General features: G+C 67.5%; 14 protein-coding genes. 8 read left to right on the forward strand and 6 right to left on the reverse strand.

The window, feature by feature from the left end; all coding sequences use genetic code 11:
• Positions 1–11 precede the first annotated feature (11 nt).
• The 3 genes from ABIE51_RS06605 to ABIE51_RS06615 form a co-directional block, all read right to left on the reverse strand.
• Complete coding sequence (locus ABIE51_RS06605) at positions 12–356, reverse strand: hypothetical protein (RefSeq protein ID WP_192630125.1); 345 nt, start codon at positions 354–356, stop codon at positions 12–14.
• A 142-nt stretch (positions 357–498) separates the two neighbouring features.
• Complete coding sequence (locus tag ABIE51_RS06610) at positions 499–2,502, reverse strand: M13 family metallopeptidase (RefSeq protein WP_192630126.1); 2,004 nt, start codon at positions 2,500–2,502, stop codon at positions 499–501.
• Positions 2,503–2,674: 172 nt separating this feature from the next.
• Entirely contained in the window at positions 2,675–4,849 is a 2,175-nt protein-coding gene (locus ABIE51_RS06615) for a M13 family metallopeptidase (RefSeq protein ID WP_192630127.1), read from the reverse strand.
• 232 nt (positions 4,850–5,081) lie between these two features.
• Here ABIE51_RS06615 and ABIE51_RS06620 point away from each other — a divergent pair, with 232 nt between their 5' ends.
• From ABIE51_RS06620 to ABIE51_RS06640, 5 genes are all read left to right on the forward strand, one after another.
• Positions 5,082–6,209 carry an alpha/beta fold hydrolase gene (locus tag ABIE51_RS06620; RefSeq protein WP_354503693.1) on the forward strand — a complete coding sequence of 376 codons (1,128 nt, stop codon included), beginning with the start codon at positions 5,082–5,084 and terminating at the stop codon, positions 6,207–6,209.
• Positions 6,210–6,235: 26 nt separating this feature from the next.
• Entirely contained in the window at positions 6,236–6,559 is a 324-nt protein-coding gene (locus ABIE51_RS06625) for a thioredoxin family protein (RefSeq protein WP_192630128.1), read from the forward strand.
• Between the two features lie 121 nt (positions 6,560–6,680).
• Positions 6,681–7,691: an ROK family protein gene (locus ABIE51_RS06630; protein WP_354503696.1), complete on the forward strand. Its 1,011-nt coding sequence runs from the start codon at positions 6,681–6,683 to the stop codon at positions 7,689–7,691.
• Between the two features lie 92 nt (positions 7,692–7,783).
• Positions 7,784–8,092, forward strand: coding sequence for a hypothetical protein (locus ABIE51_RS06635; protein ID WP_147298543.1), 309 nt, complete (start codon positions 7,784–7,786; stop codon positions 8,090–8,092).
• A gap of 51 nt (positions 8,093–8,143) precedes the next feature.
• Entirely contained in the window at positions 8,144–9,532 is a 1,389-nt protein-coding gene (locus ABIE51_RS06640; protein ID WP_192630130.1) for an MBL fold metallo-hydrolase, read from the forward strand.
• Between the two features lie 33 nt (positions 9,533–9,565).
• Here the strand turns inward: ABIE51_RS06640 and ABIE51_RS06645 are convergent, their stop codons facing one another.
• A complete protein-coding gene (locus ABIE51_RS06645; protein ID WP_192630131.1) occupies positions 9,566–11,392 on the reverse strand; it encodes a monovalent cation:proton antiporter-2 (CPA2) family protein in 1,827 nt (608 codons plus the stop codon).
• Positions 11,393–11,739: 347 nt separating this feature from the next.
• On the opposite strand from ABIE51_RS06645, the gene ABIE51_RS06650 reads away from it, so the two are divergent.
• The gene (locus ABIE51_RS06650) at positions 11,740–13,050 is read left to right on the forward strand and encodes a DEAD/DEAH box helicase (RefSeq protein ID WP_157029661.1); all 1,311 of its coding nucleotides are present in this window, start codon (positions 11,740–11,742) and stop codon (positions 13,048–13,050) included.
• Positions 13,051–13,142: 92 nt separating this feature from the next.
• Here ABIE51_RS06650 and ABIE51_RS06655 read toward each other — a convergent pair whose 3' ends face one another.
• Positions 13,143–13,577: a YybH family protein gene (locus tag ABIE51_RS06655; protein WP_115840877.1), complete on the reverse strand. Its 435-nt coding sequence runs from the start codon at positions 13,575–13,577 to the stop codon at positions 13,143–13,145.
• 16 nt (positions 13,578–13,593) lie between these two features.
• Positions 13,594–14,631, reverse strand: coding sequence for a L,D-transpeptidase (locus tag ABIE51_RS06660; RefSeq protein ID WP_192630132.1), 1,038 nt, complete (start codon positions 14,629–14,631; stop codon positions 13,594–13,596).
• A 185-nt stretch (positions 14,632–14,816) separates the two neighbouring features.
• Between ABIE51_RS06660 and ABIE51_RS06665 the strand changes: the two genes are divergently transcribed.
• Together ABIE51_RS06665 and ABIE51_RS06670 are read left to right on the forward strand one after the other, a co-directional pair.
• Positions 14,817–15,575 carry an FkbM family methyltransferase gene (locus tag ABIE51_RS06665; RefSeq protein WP_192630133.1) on the forward strand — a complete coding sequence of 253 codons (759 nt, stop codon included), beginning with the start codon at positions 14,817–14,819 and terminating at the stop codon, positions 15,573–15,575.
• Positions 15,576–15,602: 27 nt separating this feature from the next.
• Positions 15,603–18,611, forward strand: a complete 3,009-nt coding sequence (locus ABIE51_RS06670; protein WP_192630134.1) for a hypothetical protein — start codon at positions 15,603–15,605, stop codon at positions 18,609–18,611.
• The last annotated feature ends 16 nt before the right edge of the window (positions 18,612–18,627 follow it).

Genomic DNA, 18,627 nt, shown 5'->3' on the forward strand with positions numbered 1-18,627 from the left:
GAAGCCGGGATCTAGGCCCGTTGCGTCCGGCACTCCATCGACGGTTCCTGACCCTCACCGTCATTCCAGCGAAAGCTGGAATCCATCGTGATCTTGGAGCCGCTGCTGCTCGTCGTTCCCGCGAAGGCGGGCCGCTTCTGGGCCGCCGAATGGCGGCACCATCCATGGACTTTCCACGCTTTACCCGTGGCGTCGAAGAGCAAAGAAAAATCACCCGCCAAGCTTCCGATCGCCTGCGGCGCTCGGGTCACTTTTCTTTGCTTGCCCAAAGAAAAGTAACCAAAAGAAAGGGCCTTCCATTTGCCCAAATCAATCCTGCGAGCGGAAAGCAAAAGGGCGCGTTCGCGATTCGCCATCCATGGCTCAGCGCTCACCGCCGCACATCCTGTGCGGCGCCCGTGGGAGCTAGTGACGGATCGGCTGTTTGACAGCAACAGCAACAGCAGCGGCAATAGCAGCGGCAGCCGCGACCCCGAACACTAGGCGCCGCAGCTCTACTCACGGGAACAACCGGATCTGCTGGTCTGCCGCCAGCTGCATCGCGTTGCCGGCCTTGCACGCATTCGCCTCGCCGAACGACGGCTGGTTGCGCAGCGGGCCGTTCGTGCGCCACTGCCCCGGTGCGTGCACGCTGGTGGCGGCGCGCTGGCGTGCGATTTCCTCGGTCATCCGCTGCGGCCACAGCGACGCCCAGCCCTTGTAGAACGACTGCTGCGCCGGCTTCGCGGCCGACGGTTCGGCACTGCCGAACGCCGACCACGCCAGCTCGACGCCCGCCAGGTCGGCAATGTTCTCGTCGGCGGTCTGCGCGCCGTTGACCTTCACGCCTTTCAGTTCGGGATAGTCGAAGCCCGAGTACTGCGCGGCGATGCGCTTGCTCAAGCCATCCCACGCGCTGGTTTCGGTCGGCGTCCACCAGTCGCGCAGTTCCTGTTTCGAATCGACGTAGCGGCCGCGGTTGTCGAAGCCGTGGCTCAGTTCGTGGCCGACCAGCGCGCCGTACGAACCGTACAGCCAGGCCGCGTCCTTCGTCGTGTCGAACACTGGCGGCTGCAGCATCGCGGCGGTGACGATCAGGCGGTTCTGCGTGATGTCGTAGGCGAGCGAAGGATCCTGCGGCAGCACGTCCCAGCGGCGATCGGCGTTGCCGCGGCCGATGCGCTTCATCTCCTCGCGATGCCGCCACGTGGAGGCGATCAGCATGTTGCTGCCGAAGCTGCCGCGGCCCATCGGCTGCACGGTGTAATCCAGATCGCGATTGGGCGTCCCGACCTCGATCTTCAGCCTGTCGAGCTTCGCCTTCGCCTCGGCCTTCGCCGCCGCGCTGAAACGCGTGTCGCGATCGAGCGCCTGCCCGAGCGCCTCGCGCACCTGTTTTGCGATGTCCTCGGCACGTTTGTCGGTGGCGGGCGAGTAGTAGCGCGCTGCGTACTCGTGGCCGACCATCGGGCCGGCCGCGAGCGTGATCGCATCCAGCACCTGCTGCGGACGTGACTGGGGCGCGGCGAGCCCACGCAGCACGCGGCCGCGGAATTCGAACTCCGCATCGCGGAACGACTTCGCCAGGTACGGCGCCATCGCATCGCCCACGCGCCAGCGCAGGTAGGCCTTCCACTGCGCCGGCTTCAGGCTGCCGACCAGCGTGTCGAGCTGCGTGAACAACTGCGGGTTCGCCATCGACACGCGATCGTCGGTGACGCCCTGCGCCTTGAGGAAATCGCCCAGCTGCAGGCGCTTGTACTGCTTGGCGAGCGTTTTCGTATCGACCGGCGCGAAGTTCGCGCGCGGATCGCGCAGATCGATCAGCGACTTCGACGCGGTCGCGATGCGCGTTTCCAGGTCGAGCACCGTCTGCGCATCGGTCTTGATCTGCGCTTCCGGCGTGCCGGTCAACGCGAGGATCTTCTCGACGTAGTTGCGGTAACGGCCCATCAGCGCCTGCGTCTCGGCGTCGTTGCGCGTGTAGTACGCCGGGTCGGGCAGGCCGAGGCCGCCCTGCGCGAAGTAGCCGATGTGGCGTTCGAGATCCTGCAGGTCGACGTCGGCGCCGAAGTTGAACACCACCGGGATGCCGACCTGGTGCAGCGCGGCGATCGAGGGTGGGATGTCCTTGGCATTCTTGACGGCATCGATGCGCGCGATCAGCGGTGCGATCGGCTGCGCGCCGTCGCGCTCGACGGCCGCTTCGTCCAGGCCGCTGGCCCAGAAATCGCCGAGCAGCTTCTGCACGTTGTTCTGCGGCGACTTCGACGCGGCATCCAGCAGGTCCAGCTGCTGCTGCCGCGAACGCGCGGCCAGCTGTTCCAGCGCGGACGTGGAGCCGGAGGCGGGCGGTGTCGTGTTGCTGCGCAGCCAGTCGGCATTGGCGCTGGCGTAGAAGTCGCTGCAGGCGGTGGGCGCGGCCGGGGCCTTCGGCTTGGCCGCGCGCTTCTTCTGCGCGTCGGCGTGGGGCATGGCGATGAGGCAGGCGATCAGCGCGCAGGCGAGCGGACGAACGTTCATGGCGGCTCCGTACCTGGGGGAGGGCAGGGTGGCCGGAGTCTAGCAACGGCGATGTGAGCGTCCGTCCTCACGCGCACGGCGCCTTCGACGCAAAAAAGAAGGCCCGGGGAAACCCGGGCCTTCGCGCGGCCGACGACGAGTGCGGCCGTGTCTTACGGTGTGGTTCGCGCGATTACCAGATCACGACCTGCTTGTCGCCTTCGCGCACCATCGGCTGGCCCGGCTTGCACTCGAACGCGGCGGCGAATGCCGGCAGGTTCGACGGCGCGCCGATCGCGCGGAAGTTGGCCGGCGCGTGCGGGTCGGTCTTCAGGCGGACCTGCAGTTCTTCCGGCTTGAAGTTGCGACGCCACACGGTGCCCCAGTTGAGGAAGAAGCGCTGGTCGCGCGTCAGGCCGTCGGTCTTCGGGTCTTCCTTGCCTTCGGTCGCCTTCTTCATCGCGTCGTAGGCCGTCGCCAGGCCGCCGAGGTCGGCGATGTTCTCGCCCAGCGTCAGCTTGCCGTTGACGTGCGCGCCCTTGGCGGCTTCGTAACCGTTGAACTGCTGCACGAGCTTGTCGGTGCGGCCGGTGAAGCCCTTCGCGTCGGCGTCGGTCCACCAGTTCTCGAAATTGCCCGAAGCACCGAAGCGGCTGCCCTGGTCATCGTAGCCGTGCGTCATCTCGTGGCCGATCACCGCACCGATGCCGCCGTAGTTGGTGGCGTCGTCGGCGTTGGGATCGAAGAACGGCGGCTGCAGGATGGCGGCCGGGAAGACGATCTCGTTCTGCAGCGGGTTGTAGTAGGCGTTCACCATCTGCGGCGGCATGCCCCATTCGGTGCGGTCGACCGGCTTGCCGATCTTGCCCAGGTTCCACTTGTAGTTGAACTCGTTGGCAGCCAGCACGTTGCCGATGTAGCTGTCGCGGCTCGTCTCAAGACCGGTCCAGTCGCGCCACTTGTCCGGGTAGCCGATCTTCGGCGTGAAGGCGGCCCACTTCTCCTCGGCCTTCTTCTTGGTCTCGTCGGACATCCAGGCCAGGCCTTCGATGCGCGTCTTCAGCGAGGCGGAGAGGTTCTTCACCAGCTCCTCCATGCGTGCCTTCGATTCGGCCGGGAAGGCCACCTTCACGTACATCTGGCCCATCGCTTCGCCGGCTTCGTTCTCGATCGTGTCGAGCACGCGCTTGCCGCGTTCCTTCAGCTCGGCCTGGCCGCGCAGGGTCTTGTTGTAGAAGTTGAAGTTTTCCTGCACGAAGTTGTCCGACAGGAACGGCGAGGCGCTGTCGACGGTGTGGAAGCGCAGGTAGCTCTGCCACTGCTGCGCCGGCACGTCGGCCAGCATCTTGCTCACTTCGGCGTGGAACGCCGGCACCGACAGCGAGAACATCTTGGGCTGCGCGACGCCCTGCGAATCGAAGAACTTCGTCCACGGGAAGTTCGGCGCCAGCTTGTCGGCGTCGGCCAGGCTCACCGGGTTGTAGTACAGCGAGACGTCGCGCGAAAGTTCCTCGCTCGACTTGGACACCTTCGCCAGGCGCGTTTCGAACGCGATGACGTCCTGCGCCTGCTTGGCGGCGTCGGCGGCCGGCACGCCGGACAGTTCGAGCACCTTGGCGATGTGCGCCTGGTAGGCGTCGAGCTTCTCCTTGTTCTCCGGCTTGGTGTAGTACTCCTTGTCCGGCAGGCCCAGGCCGCCCTGCGAGGCGTAGGCGATGTTGTTCTTGGAGTCCTTGAAGTCCGCTTCGGCGCCGAAGCCGAACAGGTAGTTCTCACCCTTGGCGGCGCTGGTGCGGATGTAGTCGGCGATCTTCTCCGGGGTGTCGAGCGCGGCGATCGCGTCGAGCTTGCCCTGGATCGGCTTGATGCCCTGTTCGTTGATCTTCGCCGCGTCCATGCCGGTGGCCCAGAAGTCGCCGACGATCTTCTCGACGCCCTTGGCGTTCTTGTCGGCGCCGGCCTGCTCGGCCAGCTGGCGCTGCACGGCGGTGGAGCGCTCGTCCAGCATTTCGAACGCGCCCCACGAGGTGCGGTCGCCCGGGATGGCGTTGGCGGCGAGCCACTTGCCGTTGACGTAACCGCCGAAGTCTTCGCACGCGTTCTTGGAGGTATCCAGGTCCGCGACGGTGAAGCGGTTCACGCCCGGCAGCTTGCTCTCGTCGAGCGTGTAGGCGACGGGCGCGTCGGCCGGCTTGGCGGCGTCGGCGGCCGGGGCGGCGGCTTCGTCCTTCTTCCCGCACGCGGTCAGCGCGGCGGCGACGGCGAGGGACAGGACGAGGACTTGGGGTTTGTTGAGGCTCACGAAGGGCTCCGGCCGGCAGGCATAAGGGAGTTGGGACAGGCCCCGGGACGGGGCGTTGGGCGACATTAGACCCGATTGTCCCAAGCCGAGGGTGTCGAAGGTCACGTTGACGGGGCGGCCGGGAACAGGCGGCTCGGGGCGTCGGACGCCCGGATCGGCAAAGCCGGCGTCGCCGGCCGCGGATGGCCGGCTTGCGAAGAGACAAGGCCTGTATCGCAACGGCTCGCGCGCTGAACGTATCCCTTGTGCCAGGGCGGCAGCGATTCCTAAGCTCCGCCGATCCGGAAAGGGGACATTCATGAGGAAAGTCGTATTCGCCCGCCTTTTTGCCGCGTTCGCGATGGTCGCCAGCGCCTTCGCCGCGAACGCACAGGCCTGCAAGGACACCGCGGCCTACGAGCCCGCGCGGAAGATCATTGCGGATCTGGGCCGCATCGAAACGCCCAACGGCGTGCAGGAGTCCTACAAGACCCGCATCAACGGCATCGACCAGTGGGTGAACGTACGCGGGCAGGATCGCGACAACCCCATCGTCCTGTTCGTTCACGGCGGGCCGGCCTCGCCGCTGACGCCGACGCTGTGGCAGTTCCAGCGTCCGCTGGAGGAGTACTTCACGATGGTGACGTACGACCAGCGCGGCGCCGGCAAGACCTTCGTGGCCAATGACGAAGCGAAGGTCGCCGGCACCATCCACATTCCGAACTTCGTCGACGACGTCGTCGCCATGGCCGAGGACGTCCGCGCGCGTTACGGCAAGCGCAAGCTGATCCTGATGGGGCACAGCTGGGGCACGATCATCGCGATGCAGGCGGCGCTGAAGCGTCCCGACCTGTTCCATGCGTACATCGGCGTCGGCCAGGTGATCAACGTGCGCGAGAACGAGCGCATCAGCTTCGACTACGCGATGGCCACGGCGAAGGCGAAGGGCAACGCCGAGGCGGTGCGCGAGATGGAAGCCATCGCGCCGTATCCCGGCAACACGCCGATCACGCGCGAACGCATCATCGCCGCGCGCAAGTGGGCGCAGTATTACGGCGGCCTCACGGCGTACCGCGACGAATCGACGTACTTCTATCGCGCGCCGCTGCTCTCGCCCGAATACACCGACGCCGAGCGTTGCGCCGTCGATGCCGGCAACGTGTTCACGCTCGGGCGCATCCTGCCGGAGTTCCTCGCGGTGGACATGTCGGGCGTGCGCGAATTCCCGATCCCGGTGCTGATGTTCATGGGGCGCCACGACTACACCACCCCGTCGGAGCCGACCGATGCGTGGCTGAAGCAGGTGAAGGCGCCGTACAAGCAGGGCGTGTGGTTCGAGCACGCCTCGCACATGGTGCCGTGGGAAGAACCGGGCAAGCTGCTGGTGAGCCTCGTGCAGTACGTGCGGCCGCTCGCCGACGACACGCCCGGCGTCACGAAGAAGTAACGCCGCATCGCGTCTGCTTCGCATCGATGGGATACGTCCGCACCTACACCGACGACGAACCCGCCCGCGCCGATGTCGACGCGTGGGCGGGCATCTCCGTGCTCGAATTCGGCACGAACTGGTGCGGCTACTGCACTGGTGCGCAGCCGGCGATTGAATCAGTGCTGGCGCCGCTGGACGACGTACGGCACGTCAAGGTCGAAGACGGCCCGGGGCGTCCGCTCGGCCGCTCCTATCGCGTGAAGTTGTGGCCAACGCTCGTCGTGCTGCGTGACGGTGAAGAGATCGCGCGCGTCGTGCGGCCTTCGACGGCGGAAGAAATCCGGCAGGCGCTGGCAGCGGTCGGCTGAGCCAATCGCACGTGCTTTTGACGCGTCGTAGCCGCCACGCGCCCGAAGATGGCGCATGGCCCGCCAGACTCCAAACAAACGTCCCGCCTCCCGCCGCACGAAAGCCGGCGGCCCGCACGGCGTGTCTCGCCTGCCGGGATTGACGATCGACAGCTACAACCTCGCGATCCCCGATCCCGAAGGAAAGGGGTTTCTCGGCGATCGCGCGAGCCAGACCGCGTTCCGCCAGGTGCTCGACACCGTGCGCAAGGTGCACGCCACCGGGAAAGATCCGTTCGGGCGCACGCGCAGCGATGAATTGTCGAAGAAGGACATCGACCTGGTGCTGCTCGGCGGCGATGCCGACGCCTCGCACGTGACGCACCTGGCGGTCGAGGAATACGCGCGCAGGCTGGTGCATGTGGTGCAGCGCTTTCGCGAGCAGCCCTCGTGGGGCGGCGTGAAGCGGATCGTGATCGGCGGCGGCATGCCGGAGAGCCAGTTCGGCCAGCTCGCGATCCGCCGCGCGCAACGCATGCTCCGAAGCGCACGCAGTGGCGTGACGCTGCACGTCCTGTCGCACGATCCCGACGAAGGCGGACTGCTCGGCTGGACCCAATTGTTGCCGGCGAGTTATCGGCGCTCCGATGCGTTTCTCGCCGTGGACGTCGGCGGCACCAACATCCGCTGCGGCATCGTCGAACCGCGCCTGTCGAAATCGGCGGACGGCGCGAAGGCGCGCGTGATCGAAAGCATGCAGTGGCGACATGCCGACGACGACCCCGGACGCGGCGAAGCGATCGAGCGGCTCGCGGCGATGCTCAACGGTTTGTCGGCCTTCTCTCGCACGATCGGGTTGCGGCTGGCGCCGTTCGTCGGCATCGCATGCCCGGGGCAGATCGAGCCCGACGGCCGCATTCCGCAGGGGGCGCAGAACCTGCCGGGCGACTGGGAAGCGCCGTTCCACCTGCCGGGCGAGCTCGGGCGCAGGCTCGACCGCATTGGCGGCCGCGTGCCGGTCGTCGCGATGCACAACGACGCCGTCGTGCAGGGATTGAGCGAACGTCCGCGGATGCGCGGCGCGAAACGGTGGGGCGTGCTCACGATCGGCACGGGACTCGGAAACGCGAGCTTCACCAACCTGCGCGCGTGACGCATTCGTCACGCGCGAATCACGCGAAGCTCCACGTCGGAATCACGCATCGTCGCGAAGACTCCAGCACGTCACCCACCACGGAGCGCACGATGGACAGCACCGTCGCCAACGCCGCCTACGGCGCCAATTCGTTTCTCTTCCTCTGCATCTTCGCCTTCGGCCTGATCCTTGCGATCCTGTGGATCCTCGTGCCGTTCGCCGTGTTCGGCATCAAGGGCCTGCTGCGTCGCATCGCGCGCAGCCTGGAGGTGATCGAGAAGCAGAACGTCGATCTGCTCGCCGCATGGCGCGATACGCCGCGCGATTACGGTCGCCCGGCCGAAAGCGTCGTCTATCGCGATGTGCGCGCCGACGGCACGGTGGTGCGCGAGGAGCGCATCGTCCCGCCGCCGCGCTGACGCGATCGCCGGCGCGCGCCGTGGTAGCGTGCGCGCAACAGGAGGAATCCGATGCGCGTGCATTTCCACGGTGCGGCCGGCGAAGTCACCGGTTCGCTGCATGAAGTCGAAGCGGCCGGGCGGCGCGTGCTGCTCGACTGCGGCATGATCCAGGGTAGTCCCGAAGCCGAGCGTCGCAACGCCGAAGCGTTTCCCTTCGAACCTGCAGCGCTCGACGCGCTGGTCATCAGCCACGCGCACATCGACCACATCGGCCGCGTGCCCTTGCTGGTTCGACGTGGTTTCCGCGCGCCGATCTACGCGCAGCAGGCCACCGCCGAACTGATGCCGATCATGCTGATGGACGCGGCATCGATCTCCGAAGGCGATGCCGAGCGCCACAATCGTTACCGCCGCGCGGGCGAGCCCGAAGCGCAACCGCTGTTCACGCGCGAAGACGTGACCGGTGCGATGGAGCTGGTGCGGCCCCTTCCGTACGACACGCGCACCACGGTCCTGCCCGGCGTCGACATCGCGTTCCGCGAAGCGGGGCACATCCTCGGCTCGTCCAGCGTCGAATTTTGGGCAGACGAGCGGAAACTCGTGTTTTCGGGCGACCTCGGCCCGAAGGGCACGCCGATCCTGCGCGATCCGGCGGACATCGATCGCGCGGACCTGGTGCTGATGGAATCCACGTACGGCGATCGCCTGCATCGCGATCGGGCCGAGACCATCCGCGAACTTGGCGACATCCTCGACACCGCGTGGCGCGAGGGCGGCAATGTGCTGATCCCCGCATTCGCCGTGGGTCGAAGCCAGGAGCTGCTGTACTGGTTCGCGCGGCATTGGGACGAATGGCAGCTGTCGCGCTGGCACATCTTCCTCGACAGCCCGATGGCGGCGAAGGTCGTGTCCATCTACGACCGCCATGCCGACCTGTTCGACGAGGACGCACAGCGCGTGTGGCGCGAGAAACCCAATCCGTTCCGCCTGCCGAACCTGCATTTCACGCAGTCGCGCGAGGAATCGATGGCGATCAACCGCGTCGAGCGCGGCGCGATCGTGATCGCGGGCTCGGGCATGGCGAACGCCGGTCGCATCCTGCATCACTTCCGCCATCGGCTTGATCGCCGGCAGACGCACGTGGTGTTCGTCGGTTACCAGGCCGAAGGCACGCTCGGTCGCCGCCTCGTCGATGGCGCGAAGTGGGTGCGCATCCACGGCCACGACGTGCGCGTGAATGCGCAGCGGCACACGGTCGGCGGGCTGTCGGCGCACACCGACCAGCGCGGCCTGATGGCGTGGTACGGCGCGATCGCCGGTGGCGATGGCACGGGGCATCCGCCACTTGCCCTGGTGCATGGCGAGGATCGCGCGCGCGAAGCGTTGGCCGGCGAGATCGGCGACACCTACGGCGTGCAGGCGACCCTCGCGCGGCCGGGCGTGGTGCTCGACGTCTGACGTGGCCGGGAGCGGCATCCGCTCCCGTGTCGGTTACTCGCGACTTCCCTGCGTTGCTTCCGCGGTCTCGGCTGTCAGCGGCGTGGCGGCCGTGCGCGGTCGCGTGAAGGGGGTCGGCGTCGGGCCCGGCGCAACGTTGCCGATCATCAGGCGCGTGCCGGCCATGACGCCTTCGGCCAGCTCCAGCTGCACGCGTTCGGCATCGCGGCGGCGAACCTCGTCGACGATCTCCAGCGCCTCGTCCTTCGGCACGCCGAGCTGGCACAGCGCGTGGTGGCCGAATCGGATCGCCGACTCGAACGTCTCGCGCACCTGCACGTCGACGCCGGCGTTGATCAGCTCCAGCGAATGTTCGCGATCGAACGAGCGCACGAGCAGCTTCGCCTGCGAGAACTCGGCCTTCGCCAGCTCGACGATGCGGTTGGCGGCGTCCTTCTTGTCGACGCACACCGCGATGACCTGCGCCTTGTCGGCGCCGGATGCGCGCAGCACGTCCAGGCGCGTGCCATCGCCGTAGTAGATCTTGAAGCCGAACGTGCCGGCGCTGCGGATCATTTCGACGTCGGTGTCGATGATGGTGACGTCCACGCCGCGCGCGAGCAGCGACTGGCTGACGACCTGGCCAAAGCGGCCGAAGCCGATCATCAGCACGCTGCCGGACAGACCCTCGGCGACGTCGAGATCGTCGATCTTCTCTTCCTTGTGCTTGAGCCACGGGCGCACTGCGAGTACGACCAGCGGCGTCAGCGCCATCGACAGCACGACGATCGCGGTGAGATTCGCGTTCTGCGACGCCGCAATCACGCCGCTCGCGGCCGCGGTGGAATACAGCACGAAGGCGAACTCGCCGCCCTGCGCCATCAGCGTGGCGCGGTCGAGCGCTTCGTGATGGCTGGAATCCATCAGGCGCGCGACGGCGTAGATGCACAGCGCCTTGACGAGCATCATCGCGAGCACGGCGCCGAGGATCGGCATCCAGTTCTCGCGCACCACCGACAGATCCAGCGCCATGCCCACGCCGAGAAAGAACAGGCCGAGCAGCAGGCCGCGGAATGGCTCGACGTCGGCTTCCAGCTGGTGGCGGAACGTGGATTCGGACAGCAGCACGCCGGCGAGGAACGCGCCCATCGCCATGGACAATCCACCCAGCTGCATCAGCAGCGCCGAACCGAGCACGACCAGCAGCGCAGCGGCGGTCATCACCTCGCGCGCGCGCGCCGCGGCGAGCAGGCGGAACAGCGGATTGAGCAGCCAGATTCCGGCGGCCAGCAGCGCGAGGAGCACGCCGGTAGCGATGCCGATCGACGCCCAGCGCGAGGCATCGCTGCTGGGCTCGCCGGGCGCCAGCAGTGCCACCAGCACCAGCAGCGGCACGATCAGCAGGTCTTCGAACAGCAGCACCGACACGATCTTCTGGCCGTGGGGCAGGGCGATATCGCCGCGTTCGGCGAGCAACTGCATGACGATCGCGGTGGAAGTCAGCACGAAGCCCATCGCGCCGATGAACGCGACGACCGGCTCGTAGCCGAACAGCAGCCCGACGCCGGTGAGCGCAGCGGTGCAGGCGGCGATCTGCAGCGTGCCCAGCCCGAAGATCTGGCGCCGCAGGCTCCACAGGTGCGAGGGACGCATTTCCAGGCCGATGACGAACAGGAACATCACCACGCCCAGCTCGGCGACGTGCAGGATCGCCTGCGGATCGGAGAACCAGCCCAGGCCGAACGGGCCGATCACCAGTCCCGCGGCGAGGTACCCCAGCACCGAGCCCAGGCCCAGCCGCCTGAACACGGGCACGGCGACCACGGTCACGCCGAGCAGCGCAACCACCTTCCCCAGATCGATCGATGCCGCATCCGCCATCTGTTTCCCCAAATCATGTGAACCGTACCGGCCCGTGAAGCCTACACGGGTGGCAAGACCGGGCGCTTTCGCGTAGAGTCCGCCCTGTTCAGCGCACGGCTGCCTCCCCGCAAGGGTACGTTTCCCAGGTATGCCCGCCGTGGACCGCGATCGCGGTCCGAGCAAACGGCTTCTATCCCGCACGTCTTTCGTAGCGCAGACACGGCCCGGATCGTCCGGACGCCGTCCAATCAGATCGCCGCCGGCGCGGTTCAGGGAACGCCGGGGCCATCACGCGACGTAACTTCGTCGCCGCCGTTGTTCACGGCGGTGCGACGCGATGGCGCGCGACAAGGAGCAACACCCGCATGACGTTCGAAACGATCGGGCTTTCGCCCGCGCTGCTGCGCGCCCTCGCAGAGCAGAACTACACCACCCCGACCCCCATCCAGGCCCAGGCGATCCCGCTCGCGCTCGCCGGCCACGACCTGCTGGGCGGGGCCCAGACCGGCACCGGCAAGACCGCCGCGTTCGGCCTGCCGCTGCTGCACCGCCTGTCCAAGCAGACCGCGCCGAATGGCTTCCGTCGCCCGCGCGCGCTGGTGCTGGTGCCCACGCGTGAGCTGGCGGTGCAGGTCAACGACAACCTGCGCGGTTTCGCCAAGCACCTGCGCATGAACATCAGCGCGATCTTCGGCGGTGCCGGCATGGGTCCGCAGGTCGAGATGTTCCGCCGCGGCGTCGACGTGCTCGTCGCCACGCCGGGCCGCCTGATCGACCACCTCGACCGCGGCACCGTCAAGCTCGATTCCATCGAACTGCTGGTGCTGGACGAAGCCGACCGCATGCTCGACATGGGCTTCCTCCCGGCGATGAAGCGCATCCTCGGCAAGCTGCCGCGCGAGCGCCAGACGATGATGTTCTCGGCCACCTTCGAAGCGCAGCTCAAGGCGCTGGCCGTGGAATTCATGCGCACGCCCAAGCAGGTGCAGGTGGCCGCGCAGAACACCATCGCGCAGACCATCAGCCATCGCGTGCACGTCGTGGACGCCGGCCGCAAGCGCGACCTGCTGGTCAGCGTGCTGAGCTCGCGCCACACCGACCAGGCCATCGTGTTCGGTCGCACCAAGCACGGCTGCAACCGCCTCGCCGAACAGCTGGAAGAAGCCGGCCTGGCCGCGGTCGCGATCCACGGCAACAAGAGCCAGGCGCAGCGACAGAAGGCGCTCAACGCGTTCAAGGCCGGCAAGGCCCGCGTGCTGGTCGCCACCGACGTCGCCGCGCGCGGCCTCGACATCCCGAACCTGCCGCTGGTTATCAATTTCGAACTGCCGATGGTCGCCGAGGATTACGTGCACCGCATCGGCCGCACGGGCCGTAACGGCGCCAGCGGTGAAGCGCTGTCGCTGGTCGCGCCGGAAGAGGGCGGCCTGCTCCGTCAGGTGCAGAACATGCTGAAGACCGAGGTGGAGCTGGTCGAAGTCGAAGGCTTCGCGCCGAGCCGCCCGATCCAGATGAACGCCCCGCTGCCGAACCCGCGCCAGAAGGCGCCGGCACAGCGTCGTCCGGCGAACCGTCCGCACGGCAAGCCGGCGCAGCGCCATGCGCATGCCGGTCCGAAGCAGCACCGCAGCGGCGGCCAGGGCCGCGGTTCGCGTAGCGGCGTCGCGAACGGCTGATCACCTGCCTCGTCAACGTGTTCGATGGAAGCGAAGCCCCGGCCAGTGCCGGGGCTTCGTCGTTTCAGGACTGATTTTCAAGCCCGTTTCTTTCAGGCCGGGCGCTGCAGGATCGCCTTCAGTGACGTGTGCTCGATCGGCGCCGACGTGTGTTCGTGCACCACTCTCCAGACGCCGTCGCGTCGCTGCAGCACGGCGGTCATGCGGTTCGACAGCGAACGCAGTTTGCTTCCGTCGATCGCGAGCGCCGTGTAGGTCACGGTGGCATGCCCGCACACCATGTCGTCGGCGACGAATGAAGCCACGTCGTCGAACTCGACCTGCACGCGTTCGTCGCCAAGCGATCCGAACCACGTCTGCGCCATGCGGCGCCACGACGCGAGGCCCTGCATCGACCAGTCGTTCCACATGTCGAACACGTGCACGTCGTCGGCGTACGGCGCCACGAAGGCCTCGACGTCCTTCGCGAGCGCGGCGTCGCGGTAGCCATCGAGGAATTGGCGGAAGACATCGTTTGCGAGGTTCATGGGGTCTCCGAAGGTGTCAGCTTTGCGGCGGATCGGAATCGAGCACCTGCACCGGCGCGCCGCCGGTCGTCTCCGGTCGCACGTTCGCGTCGGTCACCAGCATCACCACGCCGGGCGTGAGCAGCGGCAGCACGGCGGCGACGAAGTCGTGCGGGATCACGACGCGATCGATCGTCTCCGGCCCGAGCAGGCGGCCCGCATCCGGCCCGCTGCCCGGAATGCCGATGGTGCTCCAGTTGGGCATGCGCGTGCCGGGCAGCAGCGGATTGTCGCCGGCGATGAAGCCGTCCTTGACGATGTAGGCGCGCGTGCCGAGCGGCTGGTCGGGCGTGCGGATCAGCACGCGCGAGCGGCCGATCTCGATGCCGTTGCGGAACACGATGACCTCGCCGTCGGCGGCGCTGAGCAGGATGGACACCGGGCCTTCGGTCGAAAGCTCGGGATGCCAGCGGTATTTCTGCCCGGCCTCCAGCGGTGGAATGTCCGCTTCGGCGCCCGTGTTCGGATTGATCGGAATCAGCGCGCCCGGATGCGTGACGTCCTCCGGCGAGCGTCCTTCCTGCGATACCACCACCACCATGCCCATGTTCGATGCGTCGAACAGCAAGCGTGCGAATTCCGACGGAAGGTGCACGCAGCCGTGCGATTCGGGATAACCGGGCAGGCCGCCCGCGTGCAGCGCCACGCCGTCCCAGGTCAGCCGCTGCATGTAGGGCATCGGCGCGGCGTTGTAGACGCTGGAGCGGTGGTCCTTGTCCTTCTGCAGGATCGTGAAGACGCCGGTCGGCGTCTCGTAGCCCTTCCGGCCGGTGCTGACCGTCGTGACGCCGATGGGCAGGCCGTTGCGATACACGACGGCGCGCTGCTCGGTCAGGCTCACCACCACGGCCAAGGGCCCTGCGCGGTTGTCGCCGCCCCAGATCCATTCGCCGGGCTTGAGCTGCGTCACCGGCGTATTCGCCGGACTCGATTGACGTGCGCCCCAGACGGGAACCGCGGACAACGCGGTGCCGCAGAGCAACGACAGCGACAGTGCCAACAGGAGACGGGCCATGGCGGAATCCATTCACGAAAGACGGGTCGAGCCTAGCCTGAAGAGAAGGTTTCCCGCCATCGGGGCATGAGGTTTTTTCAGACGGTTCTCATTCTGCCGGGCGACGCCGGCCGCCAAGATTCCACCCCATGACGCAGGGCTCGCGGGCCCTGCCATCCAGTGGCTTTCCATCGAGGCGCACCACCATGAACAACCTGCACAGTCCCGCCGAAGCGGTCCCGCAATTGTGGAAGACGCGCTACGGCGTCATGAATTCCGTGCCCGGCCGTTGCCCCGCATCGCGCTCGCTCGCGCAGTACGGCGAGTGGATCGAGCAGGAGCTCGACCAGTTGAGCGAGATCGTCGCCGACGACCAGCACGTGCTCGAGTTCGGCAGCGAGTACGGCGCGCACGCGCTGTGGTTCGCGCGTGCCGTGGGCGATCGTGGAAAGGTCCACGTCATCGAGCCGCGCCGCATGGTGATGCAGCAGCTGTGCGCGAACGTCGCGCTCAATGGCCTGCAGAACGTGCACACCCATCCGATGTGGCTGGGCCGCAACAGCGGTACGGCGGAACTGGGCTCGATCCTGTCCGATGTCGAAGGCACCGAGCGGAAGGAACGCGTGCCCGTCCGCACGCTCGACGAGCTCGACCTCGACGCGCTGCACCTGATCAAGATCAACTACGCCGGCGAACTGCTCGCGGTGCTGGAAGGCGCGGGCGGCACGATCCGCCGCCTGCGTCCCAACCTGTACTTCCGCATGGGCGAGCAGGATCTCGCCGAAGAGGAGGTCCGTCGGGTTAAGGACCTCGGCTATCGCGTGTGGTCGCACCTGCCGTACCTGTATTCGCGCAACAACCAGGTCGGCAACACCGTCAACATCTTCCCGGGCCGCGTGTACCAGAACGTGATCGCGACGCCGCAGGAAGGTGGAGTCGCCTTCGAGCGCCTGATCGAACTCTGATCGGGCGACATCGGGGCGGCGGCGATCATGGACCGGATCGGCGGAAGGCGCACGACGCACGCCGAGCGCATGCGGGCGGTGCGCTGGCGATTCGGCGCGGCGACCGTGCTGCTGCTCGCCGCCTGCGCGCGCTGGCCGCTTTCCGCGGTTTCCAACAAGGATGCGCCGCAACCGGTTCCAGATGCGGCGCATGGTGGTTCGGAGTTGCCGAGGGGCGCCATGGCGGCGCGCGCGGACCGCAGCGACGTACTGCGCACGCGGGCAGCCGCGTCGCGCGACCCGGGCGCTTCACATCGCGTGGCGCCTCGGGCTTCGATCGGGGCTTCGCGTCGCCACGCGGTTCCACGAGTGGGCGCGGGGCGGGGGCCCGAAGTGACGGTGCAACGTTCCGCGAGCGACGTTGATTCCGAAACTTCTGCGCTGACGCGAGGCAATCGCGAGCTGTCGCCGGAGATCGTGGGCGGCAGCGTTTTGACTGAAGTTGCGCCCGATGCGGTGGCGCCGCCAGCGGAAAAGGCGGTGCCGGCTGCGGCGGGTACCGAAATTCGTAACACCGCGCTTCATCCCGTCGGCGCCGCGGTCATCGCCGATCCCCGTGATGAAGCCGGCGCGTTCCAGGAGAACAACCAGCAGGTGTGGCGATGGTTGGCGGCAATGCCCGCGACCGTGCTGCTGCTTTTGATCGCAAGACGACGCATGCGCCCTCGGAGGGTCAGGAAGATGAACACGCAACGAGCTGAACTGACCGGGCCGCGTCCCTCGATGCCGGCCCCAACGTCACGCGAGGCCGAGAAGGCGCGCGTGCGCATGTTCTCCGCGCGCGAGATCTACGCGCCGACGCATGAGTCGCATCGCGGTCCCTGGGAGGCGCCCGTCACGACGGAGCGCGGCTTCGCTCATCGCTATGAAGTGGGCGCTCAGGTCGGCGACGGACTGCTGTTCGTGCCCGGATTCGAAGCGCATCCGTTCGATGCGCAGGTGCCCTCACGAGCAGGGGAGGCCGTGGCCGACTCCGCGGCGCTCATCGCTCCCATGACGACCCGGCCGGCGACCATGAACGCGGAAGACGCGCGCGCATCCGTGCTGCCCGACGCCGTGCTGCCACTGGTCTTTGCCGTCGTTGCGGAACCGCCTGCCGAAGCCGCCCGTCAGAACGATGCATCCTTCGACAGGCACGTCTCCCGCACTACGCCTGACTTACGCAATATGGGGCAGGTACCGGCGCCGACGCGGGCACCGGCAATGCCCTTGCCTGAAGCGATGGTGCCGTCCGCAGCAAGGATCGCCGAGCAGGGCCCCGTGAGTGATGCGCCAGTCGCGTCGGCGACGACGACTCCCGCGTCGGCGAGGCGTGCGGAAAAGGACGCACAGATGGCGTCCTCGCGGCGACAGGAAACAGCCAGGTCGGGCGGCACGACAGTGCTCGACCCTGCCGAGTTCTTCTCGAATGTCGCACGAGTGCCTGTTGCCAATGTTTCGGATTTGGCGCCCGCGGTAACGAAAGAACCGTACGCACAGCCCACGGTGACGCAACGGCCGACTGCCGCACACCACGATCCCATCGGCGAAGCGCGCAGGCTTGTCGAAGCAGGCGACCATCTCGCTGCACTTAAGCACCTGGAAGTCGCGATGCAGTCCGCGCATCCGCAGGATGACGTGTGGATGCTCGCCGCGTTGTGCTGGTGGCAGGTCGCGCGTGCCGATGGCAGTCCGAAGGCGTACGCCAACGCGGCGGACGCCATGGACCGCCTGCTCGAACGCGATCCGTCCCAGGCTGAACTCTGGTACCGCACCGGAAGCTGCCGTTTGCTCCAGGCCTCCGGTGAGCGCGGCGCTGCGCAACGCGCGACGCTGGATCTCGCTGTCGCCGCACTGCAACGTGCGGCGATGGAAGGCGGCCGTGTCGATCCGCTTCGCACAGAGACCCTCGGCGACGCTTTGTTCGAGCGCGCCGTCGCCGCGACGGACGAGCACCTGGTCGGACGGGCGCAGCGCATGGGCGAAGCCGTGCAGGTCCTGCGCGACGCAGCGCGAAGCCTGCGAGCCCCGGCGTCCCCGGCGGCCTGGAAGCTCCAGCAGGCGCTCCAGGCGCAGGCGAGCCTCTTGTCGGGCACCGAAGCGTCCCGTCTGCGACTGGAGGCCGACGCCGTGCTCGCCGCAGGTGCCGAGGGCGCGACTGCGCAGGAGCGCGTCGCATGGGTTGCGGCAAAGGCCGAGAACGAACTCGCACACGCGGAACTCGCCGAAGGCGCAACACGCACGCTGCATCTGCGCGCCTTCCGCGAGAACTATCGCGCTCTGCTGACTGGTCCGGATGCCTCCCCGCAGCTGCTGCTGAGCTGGCTCGAACTGCTGGCATTGGAGACCGCGCATTTGCGCGGCGATGCGGCGCGTTCCCGTTTCGACGAAGGCGAGGCCATCCTGAAGCGTCTGGACGACCTCTTGCCGAATGACGCGAATGTGGCGCTCGCGCGCGCACGGCTGCTGCATCGTCGCGCCGCGCAATCCAGCGGTAGTGTGCGGCACGCCGTGCTGTCCGACGCGATAGCGGGACTGATGCCGATGGTCGAACGCGGCGATGCGCCGCACTTCCAGATCGAGGTCGCCGAACTCCTGCTTGATCGCGCTGCCGGTGCCTCAACGACGCAGGCGGCGGGGGAGTACGCCGGTGCCGAGACGATGGCGTCGGGACTGCTCGATCATCCTGTCTTCGCGATGGCGGCAGCGCGTTGCGTACTGCAGGCGCGACTTGGCCAGTCGTCCGGCACTGTCGAGCCGCGGCTGTGTCAGCAGCTCGAGGCACTGGCAGGCGACGACGTCCGTGCGCGCTGGTTGCTTGCGCAGGCCGCGGTTCGCAACGGCGCTCCGCGCGAAGCTTGCGGACACTGCGAGGCGGCCGCGCGATCCGGTGTGCGTCTGGATCAGGCGTTCATGCAGTTGTGGGATCAGGCCAGTCGCCAGTGGAGTGCCACGCTGCACAACCCGAAGGACCCGGCGTGGATGTCAAACCGGCAGCGTCTGCGCTCGGCGACGTGATCGGCCAATCGCTGGG

The organism is Lysobacter sp. OAE881, from assembly GCF_040546665.1.
Taxonomy (GTDB): domain Bacteria; phylum Pseudomonadota; class Gammaproteobacteria; order Xanthomonadales; family Xanthomonadaceae; genus Lysobacter_J; species Lysobacter_J soli.